Annotated in this window: 19 protein-coding genes; 10 read left to right on the top strand and 9 right to left on the bottom strand. The window is 63.2% G+C overall.

The features are described 5' to 3' along the window. Window positions 1-13: 13 nt before the first annotated feature. From AAGA68_18330 to AAGA68_18320, 3 genes are all read left to right on the top strand, one after another. Window positions 14-1120 (top strand): hypothetical protein, encoded by a 1107-nt coding sequence (locus tag AAGA68_18330; protein ID MEM9387026.1) that lies wholly within the window; start codon window positions 14-16, stop codon window positions 1118-1120. 162 nt (window positions 1121-1282) lie between these two features. After that, on the top strand, window positions 1283-3079 hold the full coding sequence (locus AAGA68_18325) for a hypothetical protein (protein ID MEM9387025.1): 1797 nt from the start codon (window positions 1283-1285) through the stop codon (window positions 3077-3079). Between the two features lie 121 nt (window positions 3080-3200). After that, entirely contained in the window at window positions 3201-4199 is a 999-nt protein-coding gene (locus AAGA68_18320; protein ID MEM9387024.1) for a hypothetical protein, read from the top strand. Window positions 4200-4615: 416 nt separating this feature from the next. Here AAGA68_18320 and AAGA68_18315 read toward each other — a convergent pair whose 3' ends face one another. Then, on the bottom strand, window positions 4616-5659 hold the full coding sequence (locus AAGA68_18315; GenBank protein ID MEM9387023.1) for a hypothetical protein: 1044 nt from the start codon (window positions 5657-5659) through the stop codon (window positions 4616-4618). Between the two features lie 692 nt (window positions 5660-6351). Between AAGA68_18315 and pip the strand changes: the two genes are divergently transcribed. From pip to AAGA68_18300, 3 genes are all read left to right on the top strand, one after another. Next, window positions 6352-7380 (top strand): prolyl aminopeptidase, encoded by a 1029-nt coding sequence (pip, locus tag AAGA68_18310; GenBank protein ID MEM9387022.1) that lies wholly within the window; start codon window positions 6352-6354, stop codon window positions 7378-7380. 97 nt (window positions 7381-7477) lie between these two features. After that, window positions 7478-9577, top strand: a complete 2100-nt coding sequence (locus AAGA68_18305) for a protein-disulfide reductase DsbD domain-containing protein (GenBank protein MEM9387021.1) — start codon at window positions 7478-7480, stop codon at window positions 9575-9577. 45 nt (window positions 9578-9622) lie between these two features. Further along, window positions 9623-10237, top strand: coding sequence for a redoxin domain-containing protein (locus tag AAGA68_18300; GenBank protein ID MEM9387020.1), 615 nt, complete (start codon window positions 9623-9625; stop codon window positions 10235-10237). Window positions 10238-10408: 171 nt separating this feature from the next. Here AAGA68_18300 and AAGA68_18295 read toward each other — a convergent pair whose 3' ends face one another. Continuing rightward, on the bottom strand, window positions 10409-13537 hold the full coding sequence (locus AAGA68_18295; GenBank protein ID MEM9387019.1) for a tetratricopeptide repeat protein: 3129 nt from the start codon (window positions 13535-13537) through the stop codon (window positions 10409-10411). Window positions 13538-13916: 379 nt separating this feature from the next. On the opposite strand from AAGA68_18295, the gene AAGA68_18290 reads away from it, so the two are divergent. Beyond that, complete coding sequence (locus AAGA68_18290; protein MEM9387018.1) at window positions 13917-14666, top strand: LuxR family transcriptional regulator; 750 nt, start codon at window positions 13917-13919, stop codon at window positions 14664-14666. On the opposite strand, the gene AAGA68_18285 is transcribed toward AAGA68_18290, so the two are convergent. The 5 genes from AAGA68_18285 to AAGA68_18265 form a co-directional block, all read right to left on the bottom strand. Then, window positions 14599-15480, bottom strand: a complete 882-nt coding sequence (locus AAGA68_18285; protein ID MEM9387017.1) for a HAMP domain-containing sensor histidine kinase — start codon at window positions 15478-15480, stop codon at window positions 14599-14601. The two genes, AAGA68_18290 and AAGA68_18285, sit on opposite strands and share 68 nt — an antisense overlap. Before the next feature lie 253 nt (window positions 15481-15733). After that, entirely contained in the window at window positions 15734-17326 is a 1593-nt protein-coding gene (locus AAGA68_18280) for a GMC family oxidoreductase (protein MEM9387016.1), read from the bottom strand. 52 nt (window positions 17327-17378) lie between these two features. Then, a complete protein-coding gene (locus AAGA68_18275) occupies window positions 17379-17663 on the bottom strand; it encodes a hypothetical protein (protein MEM9387015.1) in 285 nt (94 codons plus the stop codon). A 5-nt stretch (window positions 17664-17668) separates the two neighbouring features. After that, window positions 17669-17932 (bottom strand): DUF5062 family protein, encoded by a 264-nt coding sequence (locus tag AAGA68_18270; GenBank protein MEM9387014.1) that lies wholly within the window; start codon window positions 17930-17932, stop codon window positions 17669-17671. 63 nt (window positions 17933-17995) lie between these two features. Then, the gene (locus AAGA68_18265; protein MEM9387013.1) at window positions 17996-18661 is read right to left on the bottom strand and encodes an outer membrane beta-barrel protein; all 666 of its coding nucleotides are present in this window, start codon (window positions 18659-18661) and stop codon (window positions 17996-17998) included. Window positions 18662-19080: 419 nt separating this feature from the next. On the opposite strand from AAGA68_18265, the gene AAGA68_18260 reads away from it, so the two are divergent. The 3 genes from AAGA68_18260 (at window position 19081) to AAGA68_18250 (ending at window position 22104) form a co-directional block, all read left to right on the top strand. Further along, on the top strand, window positions 19081-19779 hold the full coding sequence (locus AAGA68_18260; GenBank protein ID MEM9387012.1) for a DUF3313 family protein: 699 nt from the start codon (window positions 19081-19083) through the stop codon (window positions 19777-19779). A gap of 862 nt (window positions 19780-20641) precedes the next feature. Further along, the gene (locus tag AAGA68_18255; GenBank protein ID MEM9387011.1) at window positions 20642-21508 is read left to right on the top strand and encodes a pirin family protein; all 867 of its coding nucleotides are present in this window, start codon (window positions 20642-20644) and stop codon (window positions 21506-21508) included. A gap of 50 nt (window positions 21509-21558) precedes the next feature. After that, window positions 21559-22104, top strand: a complete 546-nt coding sequence (locus AAGA68_18250) for an NAD(P)H-dependent oxidoreductase (GenBank protein MEM9387010.1) — start codon at window positions 21559-21561, stop codon at window positions 22102-22104. A gap of 84 nt (window positions 22105-22188) precedes the next feature. On the opposite strand, the gene AAGA68_18245 is transcribed toward AAGA68_18250, so the two are convergent. Both AAGA68_18245 and AAGA68_18240 read right to left on the bottom strand, forming a co-directional pair. After that, window positions 22189-23250: a proline racemase family protein gene (locus tag AAGA68_18245; protein MEM9387009.1), complete on the bottom strand. Its 1062-nt coding sequence runs from the start codon at window positions 23248-23250 to the stop codon at window positions 22189-22191. 327 nt (window positions 23251-23577) lie between these two features. Beyond that, the gene (locus AAGA68_18240) at window positions 23578-25500 is read right to left on the bottom strand and encodes an integrin alpha (protein MEM9387008.1); all 1923 of its coding nucleotides are present in this window, start codon (window positions 25498-25500) and stop codon (window positions 23578-23580) included. Window positions 25501-25667 lie beyond the last annotated feature (167 nt).

Genomic DNA, 25667 nt, shown 5'->3' with positions numbered 1-25667 from the left:
GAGAGCAATGTGGATGATAGGCGGGGTCGGCTTCGTCGCCGTGGCGATCCTGCTCACGCTTGCTATGCCATCGATGCAGCGCAAGCCGCTTCCTGCGCCCGAGGGGGCAGCCGTCTCGGCAGCGCCTTCGACGGCGAGCGGCGGGCCGCGCACGCCGGCACCCCCCAACACACCCAATCAGCCGGCGGCTCTATCCCAGTACGTGATCGAGTGTCCGCGCGAGACGCTGTGTTTCCCCAACGGTCATCGCGAGGCAGTGCGTTGGCGGGAGGATGGGCCGCGCCCGGCGGGGCCAGATCACCTAGAGCCGCCGTATGCCCCCCACATGCCGGCACTGCTTGCCCGCGCCGAGGCGGGTGATGACGGCGCGGCCCTATTGGCCCACAACATTCTCAGCGGCTGTGCCCGATCGCCGGCAGACCCGGCTGCACTGGACCGCGCCATCGTGCTGCTGATGGAGACGCACCAGCTAGAAGATGCGCAGACCGGATACGTCGGGCGCGTGGGGTCGACCAAGATCGACCAGTTCGAGCAGATTCTGCGTCAGGGCTACGCCGACTGCGAAGGCGTTCCGCGCCTAGGCGAAGCGGAGCGGCTGAAGTACCTCGCCATCGCCGCCGCAGGACCCAAGCCCTTCGCCCGCGTGCGCTATGCAGAGGCGCTCCGGCAATCGGATCCCGCGCGTGCGCGCCAGCTCTATGTGGAGGCCTGGGACTTGGGTTACCTGGATGTCCTCCCTCACTTGGCCGACTACTCGCAGCAGGACTACCAGTCCGGTACCGCCACCGAGGGGTTGATCGACGCGATGGCAGCCCGCTACGTCTACGCCTCGCTCTACCACGCCCGGTACGGCATGGACGAGGCGCGCATCATCGGTCGACACGTAGCGACGGTTGCTGGACGCCGCCGAGGCGACCGCGGCTCAGCTACGAGTCCACGAGCTAGCGCTGGCCATGGCGCGCGCCGAGAGTCTGCTGGTGGAACCGTGTTGCCTCGACGACCTGTAAGTCATGCTCGGCCGCATTCTGTCCATCGCTCGGTCCCTTCAACAAGCTGGCCGATCGGCCGCCCGGTCCTGGATCTGACCGGACTGATGGACCGAAGCGTACGCGTGAGATGAGAGAAAGCGCGCGCGAATCACACTGTGGGGTGTAGGGACCGACCGCTCGCTCGCCGCGGAGCACAAGCACCGGGTCAGGAGGCCGCCCCCGTCAGGGCGTTGGCAGGCGGACTTTAGCCCAGCGTCCCCGACTGAATCTCAGAGCAACTCAGGAGGAGTTCCATGAGCGCGCATCAAGCCCGCGACCACGAGTGGATGGAGTACTACGGCAAATTCTCAGAGTATTTCCAGCCCAACGCGGTCCGTGATGGCTGCCACCCTAGACGCTATCTGCATGACGAGCCGACGGGCGAGGCGATTGTGCTCGTGCACGGTCTTTCCGACTCGCCGCACTTCATGACCGCGATCGCTGAGCACTTTCATACGGCGCTCAACTACGACGTGTTCCTACCGCTGCTGCACTTCCACGGCTTGAAGCAGCCCCAAGGGATGAACGGGATCTCGCTGGTGGAGTGGCGGACGAACGTCGACTACGCGGTCCAACAAGCCGCTGTGCGCGCCCCGCACAAGGTGTCCATCGGAGGGCTCTCCACGGGGGGAGCACTGGCGTTCTCGGCGGCGGTCAAGGACGCCCGAATCACCGGGGATCTGTACCTCTTCTCTGCCGCGCTGGATCTTGCGGGAGGCCCCTTGGGGATCATCGGGGAGCTTAAGGAGCGCTTGCCGAGAATGGGGCTCGCGGACTTGCTGAAGAAGGACAAGCCCCTCATTGGTGCCAATCCCTTCCGCTACACGCACGTCGATTTGGACGCTGCGGAGCAGCTGTCACGGCTTATGCAGGAGAACGACGCAGCGCTAAAGCACCTTCGCGGTCGCGGACGACGTTTTCCCAAGCGCGTTTTTGCCGCCCATTCGCAGGCCGATCTCACGGCGGACATCCGCGGCATAGAGCGCTTGCAGCGCGTTACCCCCGCAGAGCGCTTCACGTTCTTGCGCATCGAAGAGCAGGACGATGTCTCTCACGCAAGCCTGGTGCTGAGCCAAGCTGTAGTGAATCCGAACGATCCGAAGGAGACCCTCGAAGAAGCTAACCCGCTGTTCCCGCAGATGCTGGAGGCGATCACTCGCTTCGAGGCCAGAACCTCCCGCGCGCTCCAGCGCCAGCTTGAGGAGCACTTCACGCAGCACGTAAAGCCAAGCCTGTCTGGCGACCCTCGCTACGACCCACACGATGCCTACTTTCTGGCCGCCCTATGCCAGCTCGCCTACGAGCCCGACGACCAGGCGCGCCAGGCCACCATTCGCGCCTGCCCCGGTTGGGAGCACGCTGAGGTCCACGCGTTCTCCAAGCGCCTCGGTCGTGACATCGATACGGAGGGTTTTCTGGTCCACAACGAGTCGACGGTGATCGTCAGCTTCTGCGGAAGTGAGTCGCTCCCCGATTGGTTGGGCAACGCGCAGATCGTGACCGACCCCGGTCCACTGGACCCCGAGGCGCGGGTGCACGAGGGATTCCAGGATGCCCTATTTCCGGTGATGCTGCAGGTCAGCCGCCTCCTGCATGAACACCTGCAGGCAGGTCGTAGGCTATGGGTCACAGGACACAGCCTAGGAGGGGCGCTCGCCGTGTTGCTGGCGGGTATGCTCCTGGAAGACAAGATCCCTCTCGCTGGCCTCTATACCTTCGGTGCCCCCCGCGTGGGTAACCGACGCTTCCAGCAGGCCTTCGATGCCAGGACCACACAAATTCCATCGTTCCGCGTCGTGAACCAGGGGGACATCGTGCCCTTGATCGTGCCGAGGCTCTTGGGGTACCGGCACACCGGAGAGCGCATCTACCTCGACGAGGAAGGCGGTGTCAGTGCGGGTGACGACTCCACTGCCTCGAAGCTATCAGACACGCTGGGTCGCTGGCTCGACACCTTCGGTGATCGCAAGATCGAGGCGAAGGAGAGTCACGTGCTGAAGACAGGGTACCTGCCCAAGTTGAGCCCACTCAGCGACCTGCGACGCGAATGACACATGGGCGCGTGTGTCCGCGAACGACCAGCACTCAGGTTTACTGACTTGGTGTGTTTGCTCGCATGGCTGGCACGTCTTACTGCTTTCGATTGAATGGTGTATTTGACGGAGAGAGAACATGGAATGGAAGACTCGTCGGGCCCCCCAATTCGCGATGCTTGCTCTGGTCGGTTTGACCGCCAACGCGCAGCCCGTCGCGAGCGTTGGAGACGATATCACCAAGACGGTCGAGGAGCTGAAGGGACGGATAGAAGAGCTCGAGAAGGAAGTCGCGGCAAGCAAGCCGAAGCCGCCACCTGAGGGCATTTTGCCGGAGTGCTGGAACAGCCGCGTCATGCGGTGCGATTTTGATGTGGACATCAACTTCGGCTGGGGTTTCGATACATTCACCCCGTCGGATCTCTCCAACGTGGTTGAGCCCGAGGATGCCACGGACGTCAATCAGAGCGCTCTGCTCGATTTGCGCTTCAACTACAAGCTGGTTGGTGCTACTAACGATGTTGCTGCGCTTTGGCTGACAGGACGCACAAGACGCACCGTCCGTGGCACCGAGGTGTTGTGTAGTGACTTTGCGAACTTCCCCGGCTGCCCGGAGGCGGGTGAGCCCATTGACATCCCCGATCTGAATGCTGCAATCGCTGTGCTACGCGACGCGGAGTCCATTGAAGGTGAGGTTGGCTTGCGGGCAGAGTTCTTGCGGAGCAAAGCTGGTCCAAAGGGTGCAAAGGCTACGCCCTACCTGATGGCTCGTTACGGAGCAGCGTCTGTTAGTGGCCTCGACGACCTTGCGGAATACTACTTCTTCTCCTTGGGTGTGATTCTCGAAGAGACGCACCTGCACGGATCCTTTATCGATTTCGGCATCGGTTCGAACGACCTCTTTCCTGCCGACCGTCGGGATCGGAATCAGCTGCGGGTGCACCTCGAGGGTAATCCGTTCCTGAGCTTCACCGACAGCGACTTCCTGAGCAACCTACGGATGTTCATTGAAACGGAGGTCGACTTCGACGGCGGGAGCGGCAGTGACTCGGTGCGGACGTTTGTGGGGGTCGAGTTCCCCTTCGGCTCGAAGAAGAAGTCCGAAAGTAGCGATCAGACAAAGAGCCCCGGTACCTGAGCAAGCTAGCTGCTACGTCGGCGGCGGCATTTGCGAGGCGCAGGGTAGCAGTGGTCGGTGCGGCCTGAGTCGTGATCGAGTGCGGTCTCCGGAGAGGTAGTCCAAGCCGTGACGGATTCGGAGAGCCCCGCCATGGCTCGCTACAACAATGGCCAAGCGCCGACGAGCCGGTTCAGGGGCAGGCGTTGCGCAAGCCGGTTCTGCGATCCCAACAGCGTCTCACACAAGGCGCACCTGGCTCGTGATGGTGCCTGTTTTCCAACGGCTGGGTTTCCGTGGTACGTAGTCCGGTAAGCTCCATATTAGTGGCCACCTGATCAGGCAGCTATCTAACTTGAGCTTTGCGCAGCGGTTGGCAATGCCACCTCGCGCTGGACGGTGATCTGGCGAATCGTCTTGTTGGCTTGCGTTGAAACTCAGCTCGTCGGAGCCATGCAAGGGTGGGGCGCTTCACTCCCGCTGCGTGCCGCCGCAGTGTTAGCTTTCAGTGTCGCGATGCGCGATTGAACTTCAGGCTCACGGCCAGATGCGCTGGACTCAATCGCGGCATACATGTCTACCATCGCGTCGTGAACGAGTTGGCTTTGTATGGAGGCTAGTCCCCAACAACTCAGCACCTGCAGCGCGACGGTGACAAACTGTGTTTCATCTGCTCTATCACGCACTTCAGTAATCAACTTGATGAGTTCCAGTGATGTCGTTTGCCCGGGCCTGCCGTACTGGAGCAGTCGCATCAGAAATCCAGCCGCTACTGTCAATGATTCTTCGGCAAGACGTGTCTTTTCATTCGACTCCCGCCTCCTTTCGTTGGCGTAAAGACCCAAAATGATCGAGACCGAGAGGAGAATGGACGCGGCAGTCAGCGCCCACCTCAAGCGCCTCTCCTGCCGCAGAGACTGCGCCAGATCTTCAGCGAGCGTCTGCTGTTCCAATTCACGGATGGCGCCCACGATCCTATCAATAAGTCGCAACTGGTACTCGGGATCAGCAGATTCAGCTTCATTGCTCGAAAGGTGAATCCGATTGATGTGAGGCCATTTGACAGTCAATAGCTTCGGAAGCCAGAGATGGCCATCCCCCTTCGGATCCACGACGATCGGAGCTACTCCTCGCTGACGCACCCACCACTTGAGCTCCGCGTAAAGCGAATCAGATCCCTTCTTGCGCTTGGAAAGATCCTGGGCTATTCCTGGTGTACAGACGAGGAGCATTGCTCTCGCTGTTCTTAGTGCCCCGAGATTCTGCAGTTTCCAGTCATCTACGCCGGCGGCCGTCTTGTCGTAATAAGTTTTGAGGATGCATGGTTGGCCGCTATTGTCGACATACTCCAGCCCCTCTAGGTGTCTATGTAGCCACTCAGCGTGCCAGTCGCCGTCGCTGCGCCGATAAGAGATGAAGATTTCTACCAGTCGCGCACTGGTCGACGCTGAACTAGGAACTTGAGATTGCGTGGTTTCCATTGCCTACCGAACATGCACAGGATTCGCTACAACATTAGCGAAGTAGGTTAGCTGCCTTGCCAGAGCCTTGAGTGTCGTGTGTACGATCGGCTCTACTGCAAGCGTTTAATCTGAAGAGGCAGTCCAAGCTGAGCTTGGTAAACACACGAGATCTTGGCGCGTCGTTGGCACTCGCGCAAGACTTCGCCTAGTGTCGTTGTTGAGACAGCTGTGCCGGTGTCTGATCGCGCGCCAAGCCCAGGGACCCAGACTGTCGGATCTTGCCGGACAGCAGCCGCCTGTGGTCTTCGGCGCGGGACTTGGGGTGGCGCGAGGCTACCTAGAGCCAAGCACCCGTGAAGCATGACTTCCTGGTGCATTCCAACCCTCAGCGTTGATCGAGGTAGGTGCAGTTCACTTACTTGGCGACTTGCTCTACGACGCCTAGAATTCGCCGGACCAGGCCCGTATCGCTGGTGAGCAGGGCGCGTCTGCTGGACGTTGCCGTTATGATGTCCGAGGCGATGCATGATCTCGAGCAAATGGTCGGCAGCTGTTGTCGACCTTCCGGAGGAGGGAGGAGGCGCGAAAGGGAGCACAGGCGTGGTAACTTGGAGATGCTCTGATTCGAAGGAGCGAAGATCTACGCTTGGCCTGACCCCACAGGACTCCCGGACCAAACAGTAGTGTTCCGAGTCGCTCGCGGAGAATCCATGACAGCGCCCCCTACCGATCATCCCAGCACCGACCTCCACCCGCCGGTCGAGCCCTACGAGACCGGATTCCTAACCGTGGGCGATAGGTCCAAGCACGAGCTCTACTACGAGCTATCGGGCAATCCGGAGGGTTCGCCGGCGCTGTTTCTGCACGGCGGGCCAGGCGGCGGCACGCGACCCGGCGTGCGCCAGTTCTTCGATCCCGCTCGGTACCGCATCGTCCTGCTGGACCAGCGTGGAGCCGGCAAGAGTCGACCGAACGTCTCCCAAGACTTTAAGGGAGCGCTCGCGGACAACACGACCGGCCACCTCGTCGCAGACCTAGAGGCGCTGCGCGAGCACTTGGGCGTGTCCGTCTGGCACCTGGTGCTCGGGGGTTCCTGGGGCTGCACCCTCGCGCTCGCCTACGCTCAGGCCCACCCGGACCGGATGCGCCACTTGCTCCTGCGGGGCATCTTCACGTTCCTGCGCGACGAGGTGGATAACCTATTTCGCAATGGTGCGACGGCGCTGCACTACCCCGAGGTGTGGGAGGCGTACCGAGACTTTGTCCTAAAGCACCCAAAGCTGCCTGAACCTCCTGGTGATCTCCTCGAGGGCTATCGACGCCTCTTGGCAGATCCAGACACGCGCGATGCGGCGGCGGCGGCGTTCGTGGCGTACGAGCTGGCGTTGTCTTCGGCGATCCGTAACGAAGAGCGGATCGCAACCACGCTCGCGACGCCGGCCACGCTGATACCGTTCGCGAGCTTGGAGGTCGCCTACATGCTCGCTGGTGGGTTCATGGAGGAGGGGCAACTCCTGCAACCGCACCACCTGGCGCGCCTGCGCGATATGGACATCTCTATCGTGCACGGGCGAGCGGACCACGTGTGCCTCCCCACCGCGGCATGGCGCCTGCATAAGCGACTGCTTGCGCAAGAAGTGTCAAGCCGCCTTTGGTTCGTCGACGGCAATGGTCACTCCGACGCGGAGCCGGGCATCGGCGGGGCGCTGCGGATGGAGGCAGACCGTATCGCCGGCTAGCGTTGGCCTCGACTCCGTTGCAAGCGCCCAACTGTGGCGTCGCCCGGCTAGCTAAAGCTGCTTTCACGCGATCCGAAACGTGATCAAGACTAATAGAATGCATAAGCCCTCATCAGCGAAAGCTAACTTCGTCAACGCCCTGTGCCTGACGGCCGTCATCTGCACCGCGGCGTCGCCTGCGAGTGACGCCGCCGCGCCCAGCGTCGTCGAAACGCCGCACGTGACCGCACGACTGGTTGCGGATCAGCACGGCTACGTGTCGGGACAGCCGCTCAGTGTTGGATTGCACTTTGCACTGATCCCCGGTTGGCATGTTTATTGGCGCAATCCCGGCGATTCCGGAGAGCCACCTTACGTCGACTGGCAGCTGCCCGAAGGCGTAGAGGTTGGTGAGATCGCCTGGCCGATGCCGGAGCGTATCGATGTGGGGCCGCTACGTAACTACGGCTACGAGGAGTCCGTGCTGTTCGCGGCCCCGCTCGATCCCGGCGACCGAACGGGCCCCCTAACCATCCGCCTCGAGGCAGCTTGGCTCGTGTGCGAGGAGCTGTGTATCCCTGAGGAGGGGACGTTTACCCTCACCTTGCCTCCGGCCATGGCGTCGAGCCCCGGGCCGGACGCGCCGCTGTTTGGGCAAGCGCGAGCCGATACCCCAATCGCGAGCCCCTGGCCGGTACGATACCGGTCGACGGACGGCGGGATCGAACTCGAGCTGGAGTTAGCCGCAGCAACAGCCGCGCGGATAAACGACGCGTACTTCTTCCCCCATGAGTACGGGGTGGTTAGGCACGCCGGTGAGCAGCCTTGGCGCAACACGCCAAGCGGTCTTCGATTGACGCTGCCCTCGGGCGAACTCGGTCTCGCGTCCGCCAGCCCGCTCGTGGGCGTTCTCGTCGTCGAGGAGGATACCGCTGACGGACCTCGTCGGTTGGCCTTCACCGTCGATGCGTCGGAGGTCTCGTCTGCGTCGCCGCCTACCGGGCCGGCGCTCGGGCTTCTGATAGCCATCCTGTTCGCTCTCGCCGGTGGCCTTATCCTGAACCTGATGCCCTGCGTGCTGCCGATTATCGCGGTCAAGGCGCTCGGCTTCGTCGAGCTTGCGGGTGCCGATGCGGCGCGCGTGCGGGTTCACGGTCTTGCCTATGCCGGCGGTGTGATTTCGGGGTTCTTGCTCCTCGCCATCGCGCTCATTTCGCTGCGCGCCGCCGGCGCCGCGGTGGGGTGGGGATTTCAGCTGCAGTCGCCGCTAGTGGCGGCGCTGCTCGGGCTGCTCATGTTCGGCTTCGGTCTGTCGCTGTCCGGGCTGTTCGACGTTGGTAACTCGATCGTCGGTTGGGCTGGCGGCGTGCGCGACCCGGGTGGCGCGACCGGTTCCGTGCTCACCGGGCTGCTCGCCGTCGCACTCGCGACGCCCTGCACGGCGCCCTTCATGGGAGCAGCGCTCGGTTTTGCCCTGACCCAGCCGTGGACCACGGCCCTCGCCGTGTTTGCGGCCCTAGGTCTTGGCATGGCTGCACCGTATGTGGTGCTATCGCTGCGCCCGGCCTGGGCCAATCGGCTGCCTAAGCCTGGACCGTGGATGCAAACGCTGCGCCAGGCGCTGGCGTTTCCACTCTACGCCACCGCCGTCTGGTTGGTCTGGGTGGTCGCGCGTCAAGCCGGTGCCGACGCCGCGGCCGGGACGCTCGGCGCTGGCGTGCTGCTCGCGTTCGCGGTTTGGCTCGGCAGCCGCCTCGACAAACGTCTCGTCGAGCCCATCGGCGCTGTGTGCGCTGTCGGTGTAGTCCTGCTCGCAACAACGCGCCTTAGCGTCAACCCCGTCGCTGAGACCGTGAACGGTTGGGAGTCATGGTCCCCCGCGCGCGTTGCCGCGCTGCGTGCCGAGGGGCGTCCCGTACTGGTGAACTTCACGGCGGACTGGTGTATCACGTGTAAGGTCAACGAGCGCATTGCCCTGTCGACTGCTGCAGTCCGCGCATCGCTCGCCGCGCATGACGTGGCGCTGTTGGAAGGTGACTGGACTCGCCGAGATGCTGCCATCGCGGGTGCCCTCGCCGAATTCGGGCGTAGCGGCGTGCCGCTCGTCGTCCTGTATCCTGTGGTCGGCGACCCCGAGGTGTTGCCTGCGGTCCTGACCGAGAAGCGCGTATTGGCAGCCGTCGAGAAGACGGTGGTCCGTGCGGCCCTTGCCTACTGAGTTGAATCGGCGAACTCCCTTACCCTGCTGACTGGAGGAGAACCTATGAGTGCTGCAAGGAATATCGCGATGGTCGGAGCGCTGGCGTTGACCGCGTGCGGCATGGCGGCCGCTGGGGTGGAGATCGGGGCGCCGGCCCCTGACTTTACGCTCGAGAGCAGCGACGCTGCCACGGTGAGCCTGGCCGATTACCGCGGCCAGTACGTGGTGCTCGAATGGACTAACCACGACTGTCCTTACGTACGCAAACACTACGAGTCGGGCAACATGCAGGCGCTGCAGCGCGAGGCAACCGAGCAGGGAATCACCTGGCTGACGATCATCTCGTCGGCGCCCGGCAAACAAGGTCACGTCGATGCGGCGCAGGCCAACTCGCTCACCGCTAGTCGGGATGCAGCACCTGACGCAGTGCTCTTCGATTCGAACGGTGACGTCGGCAATGCCTATGCTGCTAAGACGACACCGCATATGTACATCGTCGATCCACAAGGTAGGCTCATTTACCAAGGTGGCATCGATGACAAGCCGACGAGCCGTAAGGCCGATATCGAGACGGCGACCAACTACGTGCGCAAGGCGCTCGGCGAGGCGCTTGCGGGCGAGCAGGTAGTAAACGCCGTGACGCGGCCCTACGGGTGTTCGGTCAAGTACAAGAGCTGAGCCCGAGGGTAGTGAGCGCAATGGGGCGTGTCTGGTCGTCGACCGGGGGTTGGGCGCGATCCGAGCTCTCGTCTGGCCTAGACCGCCGCGGGCGCGCTTGCACGCAATACGAGGGGACTGTCCGGCCTTACCTTTGGGCCCCATAGTGCTCTTGGTAGTGTCACGCGAGCGTTAACGCGCTGACGAACCAGCAAGCGCGTGAAGTGCCTGTCTAGTCAGCTCGACACTAGCGTGATCCACCCGTCCGTGGGCGTCGCCTTGCTCCTTTTCCTCGATCGCGCGCTCGAGCCAAGGTCGAGCGCCTTCGTGATCACCTGTTCGGGAGAGGCAATACCCGACCTGATGGAGCGTCTTGCCCAAGCTCTCGTGGTCGACGGATCCGTGCACATCGCCCCGGCCCTTCTGCTCTACGGCGCGTTGGAGCCAGGGTTTGGCAGCTTCGAAGTCGCCGGCTTCGCAGAGGCAATAGCCGACCTGGTGCAAGCTCGACCCTAAGCTGTCGTAGTCGACGCGCCCATGAACGTCGCCGTGCTCCTTCCGCTCGGCGGCGCGCTCCAGCCACGGCTTAGCACCTTCGTAGTCACCCGCTTGAGACAAGCAGTATCCGACTTGGTGTAGGCTCTTCCCTAGGCTTTCGTGATCAACGCGCCCGTAGACGTCGCCTGTCTCCTTTTCCTCGACAGCTTGCTTCAGCCAAGGTTGAGCAGCTGTGTAGTCGCCGGTTTCGGCGAGGCAATACCCGACCTGATGCAGGCTCGATCCTAAGCTCTCGTGGTCAATGCGCCCGTGTACATCGCCTCTTTGTGCCTGTTCGACGGCACGCTCGAACCAAGGTCTGGCACGTTCATAGTCTCCGGCCTGGAAGAGGCAATAGCCGACCTGATGCAGGCTCGATCCCAAGCTCTCATGGTCAACGCGTCCATGAATATCGCCTGGCTCCGCTTGCTGGACAGCGCGCTCGAACCAGGCCTTTGCAGCTTCGTAGTTACCCGTTTCGGAGAGACAGAGACCGACCAAATGCAGGCTCGTTCCTAAACTCTCGTGGTTAACGCGTGCATGGACATCTCCCTGCTCCTTCTGCCTTACCGCGTCCTCTAGCCAGCGTCTCGCACCCACGTGATCGCCCGTTTGGGAGAGGCAGTAACCGACCAGATGTAGGCTCTGGCCCAAGCTCTCGTGATCAATGCGTCCTCGGTCGCCGCCTTGCTCTTTCTGCTCGACGGCGCGCTTGAGCCAGACTTGTGCTTCTTGGTAGTCGCCATCTTGTGAGAAGCAGTGACCGATCAGATGGAGGCTTCTTCCGAGGCTCTCGTGGTTAACTTGCCCATAGACGTCGCCTTGCTCCTTCTCCTCGACAGCGCGCTTGAGCCAGGTCTGAGCTCCTTCGTAGTTGCCTGTTCGGGAAAGGCAGTAGCCAACCTGATGCAGACTCCGTCCCACGCGCTCGTGGTTGACGCGCCCCTGAACGTCGCCTTGTTCGGACTCCTTGACGGCGCGCTCGAAGGAAGGACGCGCACCTTCGTAATCACCTGTTTGGAGTAGGCAATACCCGATCTGATGCAGGCTGGATCCCAGGGCTTGGTGGTCGACGCGTCCATGGACGTTACCCTTCTCTGCTTGCTCAAGGGCGGACTCGAACCAGAGCCGCCCCAAGTTGAAAAGGCCGATCTCAACAAGGGCGGCGCCAATCGAGTACGCGTCAACTCTCGACGCCAACGAACCATCCCCAGGTTGCCAACTGTCCGGCGACAGTGAATAGCAGTGGAGATTGGAAGCCGAACTGCTACTCGCGGGGTTTGCTCTTACGTCCTCCGCCGCAATCATGAACGCCGCCGAGTGCGTATCGTGGAAGTGCGCGAGCTGCGTGGTGTTCACACCTGGCGCCGACCTCACGAACTCCTGAAACAACCGATGCATCCGTAGCTCTTCGCCAGCCTGGAGGAGCGACAAGTCCAGACAGGCATCGAGCGCACGGTCAACGCTTGCAGAGGTCCAACCTGCCTCCTGCAACCGCGACCGCAATAGGTCGGCGCGGATGCGGTCAGGGTTGAAGAACGTAGCGGCGCTCAATAGCAGTCGGCCCTCATCATCGAGTAAATCCCAGACCGCCGAGAAGCTGCTCGTTGCCTCCGCCTCGATCGCAATCGCCGCATTGCCGAGCCGTTCCATTGATTTGGCGACCCTGCGGGTCGCCGGGCAGAGCTGCACCGGCAGGCCCGCCGCGCTCGCTACGAGCGCAGGCCCGTAACTTCCCTCAACCTCAGGGCCGCCTAGCGCCCCTACCAGGTCGCGTGCGTCATCCTCGCTTAGAGGGGGCACCTCAACCGCACGCCAACCCCGCCAGTCTTCCCAAGTGCTCGTGATCAGTACGTGCGTCGCCTCATCGTTAGCCGGCAACCATGGTGAGATTGCATCCGGGCTGGTCACGTTGTCGTAGATGAGCAGGGTCGGTGCTGCGAGCTGCCTCAACACCAACAGGCATTGCTCGTCGATCGCTAGGCGATTCGAGTGGATTCCAAGGTTCCGGACGCCATAGGTGGCCAGATCGACGGGCACTGTCCCTTGGTCCATGCCGATAAGAAAGGCGCCGTTCGCGTAGTGCGACTGATGACGTCGAGCGTACTCAAGTGCCAGTTCGCTCTTGCCCACACCCGGCATACCCCGAACGATAACCACGCCCGGCTCCCCGATTGTCGGTAGCTGTTCTGCTAGCTGGTTGAGCTCATCTGCCCGCCCGACAAATGACTGCTTCGCACTGATGGGAATTCGGCCCGGGACGATTACGCGTTCGGCACTCGACTCGCTTGGCATTGCCAGCCCGGAGGAAGCCAATTTGCGAACAAGCGCATCGAAGTCCGTGTCCCAATCCGCAACCCGCAGCCTGGCGCCCTGGCATTTGGCGAGTGAAGCGATGCTTGGCACGCTACCGAAGGCCTCCGCCGGTGGTGGCGATACGCCATCGACGAGTACCGGAATGACCTCAGCATGGCCCACAAGCGCTTCTTCCACCTCCCGCCGCACCCAGTCCCCGGGCATATCGAGGCGTCGCTGCCCGTACTCGCCCTGCTCGGTGAGCCAGCGCTTGCCAATCACGACGAGCACGAACGATGCGTTCTTGACGGCGGTCTCGATGTGGCTATCCCAGCTATCGCCCGGCTCAACCGTTCGGCGATCGAAGAATACTTCGTTGGCACCGAATCTCCGCTGCAGCTCGAGGGCTAGCCGATCGGCCGTGGGCAAGGTGTCCGCGATTCGGTAGCTGACAAAGATAGATGGATATGCCTGAGGGTCGTTGGGCACCGGAACGCTCCTCCATGCGCTTGCCTATTGGACTGAACTGCCTGAGCAAGACTACCGGATTCGATTCCTCATCATAAACTCCGGGGAGGGACCCACCGCATGGCCGTGGCGGGGGCGGGATGGGGTCTTTTGCAGGGGATTCGCAGTGTTCACCAGGGCCTGATCGAGATCACGGGTCGCTTTGTTTCTCTTGCCATGTAACATTATGGGGGGCGGGGGCCCAAGCCTCGTCCAGGGCGTGCGCACAAACAAATACCGATTAGCGCACGCAAACCGCCGACTGCAACGAACGCCGACATCGTGTCCCTGCTTGAGCTGCCCAACGCCTGTCAGGCGATCAGGAGCAACGGGGTTGCGACCCGCCGGAGGAGAACCCCTCATGTCGTCAGATGCAGCTGTCACCCTCGACGCGGACTCGGTCAGGGTATTGGTCGCCACGCTTCGCAAGGCGAGCAGTTTCGAGAGCCTCAGGGACACCTTCGCTCAGCAACTCACCGCCTTCGGTGTCAAAATGATGAGCTACCACCATCTTCCGCCGCTAGGGGCATCCGACTTCCAGTCCCACATCGCCGTCTTCGCCCACGGGTTTCCCGACGCGTGGGTCAGTCGGTACGTGCAAGATCAGCTCTATCGAATCGACCCGATCTCGCGTAAGGCGGCGGTCGCGTCGCTACCGTTTCGATGGTCTGCAGTGACGTCCTTTGGCGACCTGTCGACGCAGGAGCGCCGCTATCTGCAGATGCTTGAGGCGGCTCGGCTTGGGGACGGGCTCGCCATCCCCGTATTCGGCCCCCATGGGCGAAACGGTTACGTGGGCTTCGGCTTCGGCACGGCAACCCTGCCGATCGACGAGGAGCAGATCGGGCTGCTCCACTGGGTTGCGCAGCTCGGCCACCTGATCTACTGCAGCTTGCTGCGCGTAGCGCCTGCCGATGAGCTCAAGTTGGCGCCCCGGGAGCGCGAAGTGTTGCAACTCGCGGCTCGCGGTAACAGCAACGGGGCGATCGCCGAGGCCCTGCAGGTGTCGCGGCACACGGTCGATACGCACATGCGCCGGATCTTTAGCAAGCTCGACGTAGGGGATCGCGTGACCGCGGTGCTTCGGGCGCTTTCCCTGGGGTTGATTTAGGTGTCAATTCGCCAGGGTCGCCGTCGTCGACAGCGCGCCGACAGGGCAGGGTGACCGTAACGGAGCTGCCCCGTCCAGGGATGCGGTCGATGTCCACGCGGCCACCTATGAGATTCGCAAGGCGCTCGACGGTGGAAAGGCCGAGTCCCCCACCACCAAAGGTAGCTTCCAAGGGGTACTGATCCTTCGGTTCACGGCGTTCGATCTTCTTTGGCGCAGCCGTCGCGTCGTCGCGCGCGTCGATGACCAACATCGCTTCCTTGGTGCCTCGGTGTAGGTAGGGAATAACCCGCGCGATCAGATCCACCTCTCGTGCCCGCGACGCGCGCGCGTTGATGACCAGGTTGATGAGGATCTGATCGAGCTGGGAACGTCTCAGGTCGAGGGCGACACGCTCGCCGCTCGCATCCATCGCCACCGTCAGCGACGTACCGGCTGCCACATCTAGCAGGGCGGATGCTCCCCTAAGCTGCGCGATCGCGTCTCGGCACAGGTCATCGCTGTCCTGTTGCTCCATCAGGTGCATGGTCTGTTGGTTGATGCGAATTGCCCGGTGGCACAGCTCGGTGATAGTGCGTGCCAGTTGGTGGTGCGTTTCTTGGCGCGTGATGTCTCGCAGCTGCTCCGCGTGGGCGTCGATGCACATGAGAACGGTGTGTGTACTGTGGCTGATGCTGGCCGCCGTGAGGCCGACGCTGAGCAGCCCGTCTTGCTGCAGTCTGCGCTGATGCCATCGGCGGTAGGCGAAGAACGCCGCCAATAGGATGGATGCGATCGCCAAGATCGTCACCGCAGTCATCGTCGTTGAACTCATCGCTCACCTCCTTCCGCGAGACTCAAGCGTGTGACCGGGGCACGGTCAGGCCAAGAAGTGGGCGGGAATATAGCGTCAGGTCGACGTGACAGCATGTCCCCCATTTGCGGTACAGGCAATCGGAGGGCAAAGGGGAGGTGGCTGGAAAACGCTGAAAATAGCGCGGTTTTAGCGCGGATGTTACGAGAGTTTACTGCTGAGCACCCTCGTGAACATTTGCCAACGAGGTTGTTGGGTCGGCCTTTGTGGGGCGCTAGGTCACCTGAGACGCCAGATGATCCCCTAGGCGGTCGGCGAGGGCGATGATTGTCATGGTCGGGTTCGCCCAGCCGCCGGTGGGGAAGACGCTGCTGCTGGCCACGTACAGGTTTGGGCTTTCATGCAGCTTACAGTGGGCGTCGACAACGCTGCTGGCAGGCGCCTCGCCCATCCGCGTGCCGCCCATGTGGTGGTAGCCGCCAATGGGGTGGGCGGAAATCAAGGGGTCGGTTTGCCAAGCGGTGTTCTCCTCGTGGAGCCAGGAGGCGAGCGCAACGTCGCCCCAGCCTAGACGTTGGTACTCGCCCTTTAGGGTCTCCATCAGAACGCGCACGCTGCGCTTGTCGATGTCCGAGAACTGCCAATCGAGGGCAAGGCGGCGCATCCCCAGGGCGTCCACTTGCTCACCCAAGGTCACGCGACTCTCAGGGATGGGCGCTTGCTCGGCCCGCACGACGGCGTAGAGGCCCTTCTTCTCGTGTCCGCGTTTGAGAGAGAACACGGTCGGCCAGGGGTCGGACACCTCCAGGAGGCGAATTGCGGCGCCCTTCAATCCCTTGTAGAGGGAGCGCCAAAAGCGCGTGCTGGGCAGATCGTGCTTGAGCTTGCCCGTGGCGGCAGATAGGGCGTCCATCTGCATGCCTTCGTGGCGTCGGGCGGCGAAGCTGATCGACGTGTTGAGAATGCCTAGGGAGCGTTGGAGGGCATCCGCGGGCCGTAGGTAGGCCGCGTAGCGCTTGCCCTGCACCCGCAGGGCTCTCGGCAGTACGAGGATCGACTGGGCGAGGCTGACGGGCAGGATCTGGCCGCCGCGGGCATGGGGGTGCTCCATGAAGTAGCGGCCGAGCTGATCGCGGTCGTTGCCAAACCCCTGGGGTCGCTCGGGGACGGCAGCGAAGAGCAGGCGAACCGACTCGAGGGCGCCGGCAGCGAGCACGAAGTGTTCGGCAACGAACTGCACGGTGCGTCCCCCTAGGGATTGCGCCGTGATCGCCTCGACCAGGCCCTGCGCTCCAACGTCGAACTTGGTGACCGTGGTGCCCAACACAATCCTGACCTTGCCTAGGGATCCACGGCGCGTGTCGGTGAAGCGCTCGCCGTTCTCATCGAAGCACCACAGGCCGGCGTCGAGCTTGGCGGCGTCGAAGGCTGGCTTGTGGCGGCCGACGACGGACCACAGGCGGTCGCCCGCTGGGCGCTCGAGGCCCATCTCCCGGAAGGCGTGCTCGTAGTAGGGCGCAAGGTCGGCTTTGGTGATGGGCCAGCCGCTGTGCGGTAGGTAGTCGCGCTTCTCAAAGTCGATGGCGTCGAGCTCGGCGCAGCGCCCGCCCCAAATGGCAGCGGTGCCGCCGAACAGGCGCAAGCGAGTGGTGTCGAGTTCGTAGTACTCCTCGCCCACGTTGTCGCCCTTGGCAATCGCCTGTTGCTCGGCGTCGAATTCAGGGCCGCCACTCTCGAGCAGCAGCACGTCGACACCCTTGTCCGCTAGGCGCATCGCCACCGCTTGGCCGGCAGCACCGGCGCCGATGACGCACACCTGGGCACGCTGTCGCTCGGGCGCTTCGTTCTGATTCAGATCGATGATCATAGGCCGCAGAGCCTACAGGGCTTGCTCTGGATGGCAAGCCGGCGCCGGCGCCTCAAGCGGGGGTTCGGGGTGTGAGTCGTCCCTGCTCGTAGCGCAGCTCGCCCCGTGTGAGTTGGCGCGCCGTGTCAGGATGCGCCCGCGCCCAGGCGATGAGCGCGTTGACGTAGCGCGGCACCTTGCGTCGACCTTCGAGCCAATGGAACACGGCCTGGGTTTTGCGGTCGATCTCGCGGTAGCTATCGCCCTCGTAACCCACCAAGCGTGCTAGCTCGGCGGCGTTGAGGTCGAACTCATCCATAAAGGTGCGTAGCTCGTCGATCGAGAGGTGTTGGTCCATGCGCTCTACTTCAGCAACGGGTGGTCATCGGGCAGTTGGTTGGCGTACCAGCGGGCCAAGCGTAGGCGGATGGACTTCTGCGACACCTGCGCCTCGGGCATGGGCGCGAGTAGCTTGTCGTGTACCAATAGGCGATAGACGTAGAGCGCCTTGTCGGCGTTGGAGTCGCCGGGCTCGAACTGCACGGCCTTGCGTTCACTTTCGGCATAGTGCACGCCGGCGGTCAGGGCGGCTTTGAAGAGTTCAGCTTCGTTCTTCAGCTTCTTCACGGGCGAGCTCCTTCTCCTGCGCGGCGGGCGCTCAGCATAGCAGCCGCGCAGGGGAGGGAGGGGTCACCCGCGGCTAGAAGCGCAGGCCGACGCCGGCGGTGATCGTGAGGGGGTCGTAGCGGCGGTGATGCGCTGCAGTGCGTCGCCAGGGCGCTCCAGGGTGACGTCATCGCTGATGAGGTAGCGCAGACCCACGTCGACGAACCAGCGATCGCCCGTATCGTAGCGCACGTCCGCCTGGAGCTGAGCGGCCACGTCGTTGGTCTGAAACGACGTCTCCTGGCCGTCGATGGTGAACTCGATGTCGATCTCCTCGATCAGCACGATGCCGGCGCCGAGGTAGGTGCGGTAGCGATCGCTGCCGAAGAGGTTGAAGTCGACCAGGGCTGAGAGGCCGATGCCGAGGCTGGCGTAGTTGCCGTCGGTGGCGTCGCCCAAGCCCTGGACCGTCACGTCCTGGAGGCCGTTGGTGCGATACATGAGTTCGCCTTCCAGGCGGAAGCGCTCGCCGAAGTAGCGACCCACGCGCCCGCCGGCAGCTAAGGACGGATTGAAGTTCGCGTCGTTCTGCGTTCCTCGCGTGCCGGTTCCGTCTTCGTACGTGAGGGTCTGATCGCTGAGGAGGTTCAGCCCTAAGTCGGCGGTGACGTACCAGTCCTGGGCGCCGGCCGAGGTGGCGAGCGTGGTGGTCAGGGTCAAAGCGGCGATCGTGCGTAGGCGGTAGTTCATGGGAAGCGTCTCTCTCGAGGCAGGGCCAGCCAGGTGTGGCCGGCGACGAGAGCACTTTCGGCGCTGCGTCGCTGGTGCGATGCGCCGGCGCCGAGGGCGATTCACCAACGGTTGCCAGCCTTCACGAACGGTGTGAGGGCCTACCGGTCTGCGATCTGCCGGTCGCCAGTTCGGGCCTGACGCGCCGAGGGGCGGAGCACCGCTCGCCGGGCGGGCCCACGCAACCGCGGCGGCATTTGCGGCATCTAAGTACGCACAACTGGTTCCTTGGCGAGGCTGGGAGAGCGCCTACACTGCGGCCCCACCGGCGTCATGACCGCGCCTGAGTTTGCGTCAACCTCTTTGATTGGCTAGATGTTCGCTTGTGCTCGTCCGCCGCCCTCACCGTGGGGACGGGCGCTTACCGGAGTAGAGACCCTATGCGTCTGATACAAGCTGCTTCCCGCTCCCCGCTTACCGCCGCCCTGGTATTGATGGCGGCCGTGATGGTGGCCCCCGCCCAGGTCGTACAGGCCGCCGACAAGGCGCCGTCTGGCCTGAAACAGGTCGATCGCTTCGACGTCACGGCCGCGTTCGTCCGGCCGGACACGGACTTCAGCGCCTACGACCGGGTGATGTTCATCGAGTGCTCCACCGCTTTCGTGAAGGGCTGGCAGGATCGCGTCAATCGCCGTCGCAAGCCCAATGAGCGGGTGACCGATCAGGACTTGGAGCTGATGAAGGCAGACCTGTCCCAGCGCTTCCAGGAGGTCTTCGTCGAGGAGTTCACCACTCGCGGCGGCTACGAGCTTGCGCAGAAGGAGGCTAAGGGCGTGCTGCTCGTGCGTCCCGCCGTGTTCGACGTGGACCTCGTGGCACCGAGAAACTCCAAGGGACTGTTCCTCGGCACCTCGCAGAGCGAGGGCTCTGGCGCCGCCAGCCTGTTCATCGAACTCTATGACGCGGCCACCGGCACGCTGCTGGCGCGGATGATCGACCGTCGCACGATCCGTGATGCAGGCGTCACCCAGGTGGCGGGCCGCAACACCAACTCCCTCGGCATGCGCAAGCAACTAACCTTCTGGGCACGTAAGGTGCTGGAGGGAGTGGAAGACCTGCAGCAAAACCCGGTCACCTAGGGAAGCTCTGCACAAGTTCGCTCACCGTCCCCGCGCACCAGCAACCCGATCTCGGCGTTGCGCAAAGTTCCCTGTAGCTGCGGCTACAGAGAACTTCGCGCGCCTTGATCTTAAGTCGCTGGACGCACGGGGCCGCCGACCGAACCTATACTGAGCTACCCCAGCCGGGGCACGATCGGAGCGGCCCCTAGGCGATGGCCGCTCCGGTCTGAGAGATCACAGCATCCGGACTGACGTCCGGCCCGCATTCGACGAGCACGAACCCGTACACCTGCAGCGCCGCTAACTAGAGCATGGTCCTCTTCGTCGGCCACTTCGCAGATCCGGCGCGGCATTTCGATTCGCTGCCAGGAATTGGCGAGCTCATAAGCCCTGCCGTGGCCGCACCCTACGCCAGTGCTTCGATAGCGCTGCGCACGAACCTCGCTAAGTGGGTGTATGAATCAGCCTCGACCTCGGCCGATCGAGTGCGCGAGACTGCTGCCAATTCCCGCCACCGGATCCGTGGCCGTCCGACCGAACACCGCCACCAATGCTCCCGCGCGGTGGGGAAAAGCCCCACCAACGCCTCTAACGCGTCGTAGGAGTGGTTCGAGGAGAACTGGCGCTCCACGATGCCCAGGCGGTGCGCGGTTGGGGCGCTGAGAAACGGGCGACGAGTTTCTCGGGCTCGATCGTCTGGGCATCGCAGACCTGATGATGGTTGCCCAACCCTTTGGTGTTCGGTGAAGTCAAGCCGTAGCCTGCAGCATTGCCTGCGGAAATCTGCGCATTGATCGTTGCTCGCGCATGAGGTCAGATAGGAATCGCCGAGGAGGTATGTCTTCCACGCCACCCATGGCTACGACTTACCGGAGGTTTCATGGCCCTGACACGGCGACACGACGCATTGATCTGGCGGGCGAACGCTGCGTTCGTCGGGCCTGTGCAGGTGAGGCGCTCCCTGCCGGCAGCAGATATCCAGTCGATAGGCCCGATCGTGTTCCTCGATCACTTCGGCCCCGTGGATGCGCCTGAAGGAAAGCTACCGGCGCACCCCCATGCGGGCATCGAGGTGATGACCTACCTGCTGCAGGGCGCCAACGAACACACGGACAGCCAGGGGCATGTGGGCCAGATTGCAGACGGCGGCACACAATGGATGCGTGCCGGGGCAGGTATCCTCCACGCGGAGCGCAACCTGATCGACCGCGCCACCACCATGCACGGGCTGCAGATCTGGGCGCGCCTACCGATCGCTGAACAGGACGCTGAGCCCGCTTACCGAGCGTTCCAAGCGAGTGACATGCCCACCTGGCGCCAGGATGGCGCCGACATTCGCCTGTTGTCGGGCGCACTACGCGGCCACGCCGGGCTCATCCCGTTGGCGCTGCCCTCGCTCATGGCACATGTGCGCGTGTCCCACGGTTCATCCGCGACGATCACCCTTCCGCACCCCGATCACGAGTACGGCGTCTACACGGTGTCGGCCACCGACGGTGCGCGCGTCGATCGGCATGTGCTTGACCGACCGGGTCTAGCCGTGCGCCTGGCCGCCGACGCCGGCACCGTCTTGCTGACGGCAGGGGCGGATCAGGCGGCCGACTTCTTCCTGTTCGGTGGCGAACCTGCGCCGCAGCCGCTGGTGTATGGCGGCCCCTTCGTACTCGACAGTGAGGCAGCCATCGCCAAAGCACAGCACCGCTATGAGGCGGGCGAGATGGGTACTTTGGATGGGGTCCCGTTCTAGCCGAGACGCGCGGGTGTCACCAGATCCCTAACTAGAGGTATTGGCCGATCATGAACGTACTCGCCTTCGCTGCAAGCAACAGCCGACACTCGATCAATGGGCAGTTGATTCAGTTCGCCCTGCAGCGTCTGACCACATCCATCATGCCGGGGGCGGCCACGCGTGTTCTAGATCTCAACGACTTTGAAATGCCCATCTACTCCATCGATCGGGAGCAGGCCGATGGCATCCATCCACTGGCGCAAGAGTTCTTTGACGCCATCGGCGAGGCCGATGCCATCGTCGTCTCCTTCGCTGAGCACAACGGTTCGTTCACAGCGGCCTGGAAGAACATCTTCGATTGGATGAGCCGCATTGATAGCAAGGTGTGGCAGGGGAAGCCGATGGTGGCGCTTGCCGCGACGCCGGGCAAACGCGGTGGTGCAGGCGTCCTCGGCACCGTCGAGCGGCTAGCCCCATTCTTCGGCAGTACGCTCGCTGGCAAGTACGGTGTCGCCAACTGGGCCACGGCCTGGGATCCAGCCAGTCAGTCCCTCAAATCGGATGCAGACCTGGCAGGCCTGGATAGCGCGTTGGCCGGCCTCAGGGACCACTAGTCCAGAACGGGGTCGGCGCGAGTGAGCAGCCTTCGCTACGCGTGCGGTTCGCGATGCGCGGCACCTGCGCCCGAAGATCTGCGCTTAGCGCAGGAGGAACCCCTCGCGGAACGGATCCTCCGGGTCGATCACCCACTGCGTCGCGCCGGTGACCCAGGCGCGACCTTCCACCTCCGGGACGATCTGAGATCCCAGTCCGCCGCCGTGATCGTGCTCCTCCACGACGCGACAGTAGAAGCGGCTGCCGAGAATGCTCTCGATGCCGATCGTCTCGGCCACGGCGATCTGCTCCCGCGCTCGCAGCAGCGCGAGGCGCCCGCTGACGCCCGTGCCGGTCGGGCTTCGATCGACTTCGCCGTCGGCGAAGACGCACACGTGGCGCGAGTGGTGCTCAGGATCACTGGCGGGGCCGGTGAAGATCGTGCCGTACAAAAACGATAGGTCTTCATCTACCGGATGCCGCGGCCGGTCCGCGGCCTGCACGGCCTGCTTGATCGCGCGGCCCGCCTCAATGAGGCGTTGGGTCGAGGCCGGCTCGAGGGTCAGGCCGACGGCGTCGGCGTCGAGATAGGCGTAGAAGGCGCCGCCGAACGCCACGTCGTAAGGCACGACTCCCACATCCGGTACGTGAATCTCTCGGTCCAAGCTCACCACCCACGAGGGGACGTTCTGGAAGGACACCGCCTGCACGGCGCCCGTTTCCTGATCGAGCCTGACCGTGGCCCGCACGGGGCCCGCAGGCGTATCCATCACCATGGTGGTGACCGGGCGCACGACGGGCACCAGGCCGAGTTCCACTGCCACCCGCGCCATCGCCAGCACGCCGTGGCCGCACATGGTCGAGTAGCCCTCGTTGTGGGTGAACAGCACGCCGAAGTCCGATCCCTCACGCTCGGCGGGCACGACGATGCAGCCGTACATGTCGGCGTGGCCGCGGGGTTCCCACATGAGGGCCCGGCGCAGGTGATCGAGGCGATCGTGCGCGTCGCGCCGGCGCGCGAGGATCGTGTCTCCGCGCAAGTCTTCGAAGCCTGACAGGATGATGCGAAGGGGTTCGCCCTCCGTGTGGGCCTCCACGCAGTGAAAGGTCTTGGCGCCGGCGGGCGAGGGTGGGATGAGCTCTGGGCGTGGCGCGGCGGGATCCATCGGCGGGCTCTCTCGGGCGGTGGCGACGGTCTAGTACCCTACGTGGCGCGGTGGGCCCGGGAAAGCGTTCGTCTGGTCGCGGGCACGGCTCGACCGGTCGCAAGCCGCACGCACGCGACGGCGATGGTCTGGCCGCACGGTAGGCTGTGACACCCCACTTGGGATGAGCCTCCGTGTTCCCCTAAGGGCGCCCATCGGCACTTCGGGGGGCCAACTCTCGCGGATTGGGTGCCGCCAGGGAGACCTCGGTTTCCCCTGAACCCCATCGATCAAAGGGGCTTCACGCCGTCCCTGAGGCCATCTGCAGCAGATTTCTTAGCTCAGGTGCTATCCCGCCTCGCACGCGTTGTCGACACCGCTAGGGCCTGGCGCCGTGAAGCGTGCCTCGAACAGCGCCAGAGCGTCGCCACCATTGACTATGCCGTTTCCGTCCAGGTCGGCATCAGCGTTGTCCGTGAAGAGCACGTCGCGCATGATGAGCCAGTCTTGTCCTGTCACCAGACAGTCGTTGTTTAGGTCGGCATCGCAGACGTTGCCAAAGCCGTCATCGTTGGTGTCCCGCTGGTCGGCGTTCGCCACATCAATGCAATTGTCCGATGTGTCGACGATGCCATCGCCGTCCACGTCCGAAACCGTGTTCCTGCCGAACACGACGTAGGCCGTCCCTGCAGCGGAGATGTCGTCGGGGCGAGCCTCTGGACAACCAATGATCAAATCGTCAATGCCATCACCATTGACGTCCCCAGCGGAATCCAGCCCGTCTCCGCAGTCACCCCTTTCCTCCGGAGAGAACACGGTGAACCCGTTGCTACCATCAAGCATCGAGATCAACAGCGGACCGGATTCTCCAAAGCCTGGTCCGCCGAAGACGATTCGCGCTGCGCCGCCGGGGTAAGGCTGGCCAGGTGCATCGGTGTCCAGTTGGAAGATCGGCAAATCCGGATAGCCATCCCCGTTGAAGTCGCCCGAGGCGCCCAGCGTCGTTCCAAGCTGACTGGGAGGGTCTGCCTCACCGATAATCGCTGTCCCGACCGCGCTTGGTTCGTACAAGGCACGCGGGTCGATCTCGCCGCTCTCACCGACGTCCGGGCTACCAAACACGATGAAGATAACGCCAGAGCCTTCCCCGTTGTCGCGGTTTCTCCCTTCGGCAATGGCAATATCGTTGAAGCCGTCCGCGTTGAAGTCTCCCAAGCCTGCAAGGGCCTCACCTAGATTCGTGGTTTCCCCCGTGCCGGTGAGCGTGAACCCTCGCCCGATTGGATCAGCGGCGAACTCTTCCAGATCGAGCAGCCCACCTGGCGCGACCGCCGCGCCGCCAAAGATCAGGTACGCCCTTCCAACATTGTTTACCTCACCGACATCATGACCTTGTGCGCCGACCAGCACCTCGTCGAAGCCATCCCCGTTGATATCGGGGACGATCTCGATCTTGTCCAGGCCCTGTCGCTCGGCCTCACCGATGATGGTGAACCCATTTGTCCCGTCGAGCTGGTTAAGATCAAATGTCGCTGACGCACCGAAGTCCCCCCCACCGAAAACCACGTAGACGCGGCCCTGACTCACCAGGCCGTCGGGTTCCGCGCTGGGAGCAACCGCAGCCATGTCCTGGATACCATCCCCATTGATGTCGCCGGTCTTTCGCGAGATCCGCTCGCCGAACAGCTCCCCTGGCTCAATGCCATTCATCCGAAACCCGTTGTTCTCGTCCAAAGTCGAGAGCCGGAAGTTGCCGTTCCCGAAGAGCTCGGGCCCAGAGAATAGGATTGCGACCTCACCGACACCCCCGGCATCAGGAAGATCCACGCCCGAACTGCTAATCGCAAAGTCGTGCAAGCCGTCTGCGTTGACGTCGAACATCGCCGACATCGACACGCCCGAGACATCGAACGACTCGGCGCCCACGACACGGAATCCATTAGCACCGTCCAGCCGCAGGGACAACGCGCCTGATGATCCGATGTCGGGGGCGCCGAAGAAGACGAAGGTCACGCCTGTGTTCGGACGGTCTGCCACGTCGTAGCGAAAGCCCGACACGCCGAAGTCACCGATCCCATCGCCGTTCAAATCACCGAGTCCGCTGACCGTCGCACCCAGGTCGCCGTTCCGTTGGATCCCGGAGATCACAAAGCCGTCCGTCCCGTCGAGCTGCGTCAGATCAATTAGTGCCGGGAATTCAGCCGACCGACCTGATCCACTGATTAGCAACAACGCGACACAGACGGAAGTGCCAACACACTTCATCCTCATGGGTGACCTCCTGGACATCCTGTCTTGGCCCTGAACCTAGCTGCAGGGACCGGTCGTTACATCCGGCGGGCAGAGTTCTGCGCGGCGCAACACTAACCTCGCTCGATTTCCCCAGTCGGGAGTGTAGTCGCAGTTGCCATAGTCAGCGGTAATCGCATCTTCCCGCG

This window comes from Pseudomonadota bacterium (assembly GCA_039193195.1).
Taxonomy (GTDB): Bacteria; Pseudomonadota; Gammaproteobacteria; order Steroidobacterales; family JBCBZW01; genus JBCBZW01.
This window is presented reverse-complemented; position numbering and strand designations above follow the sequence as displayed.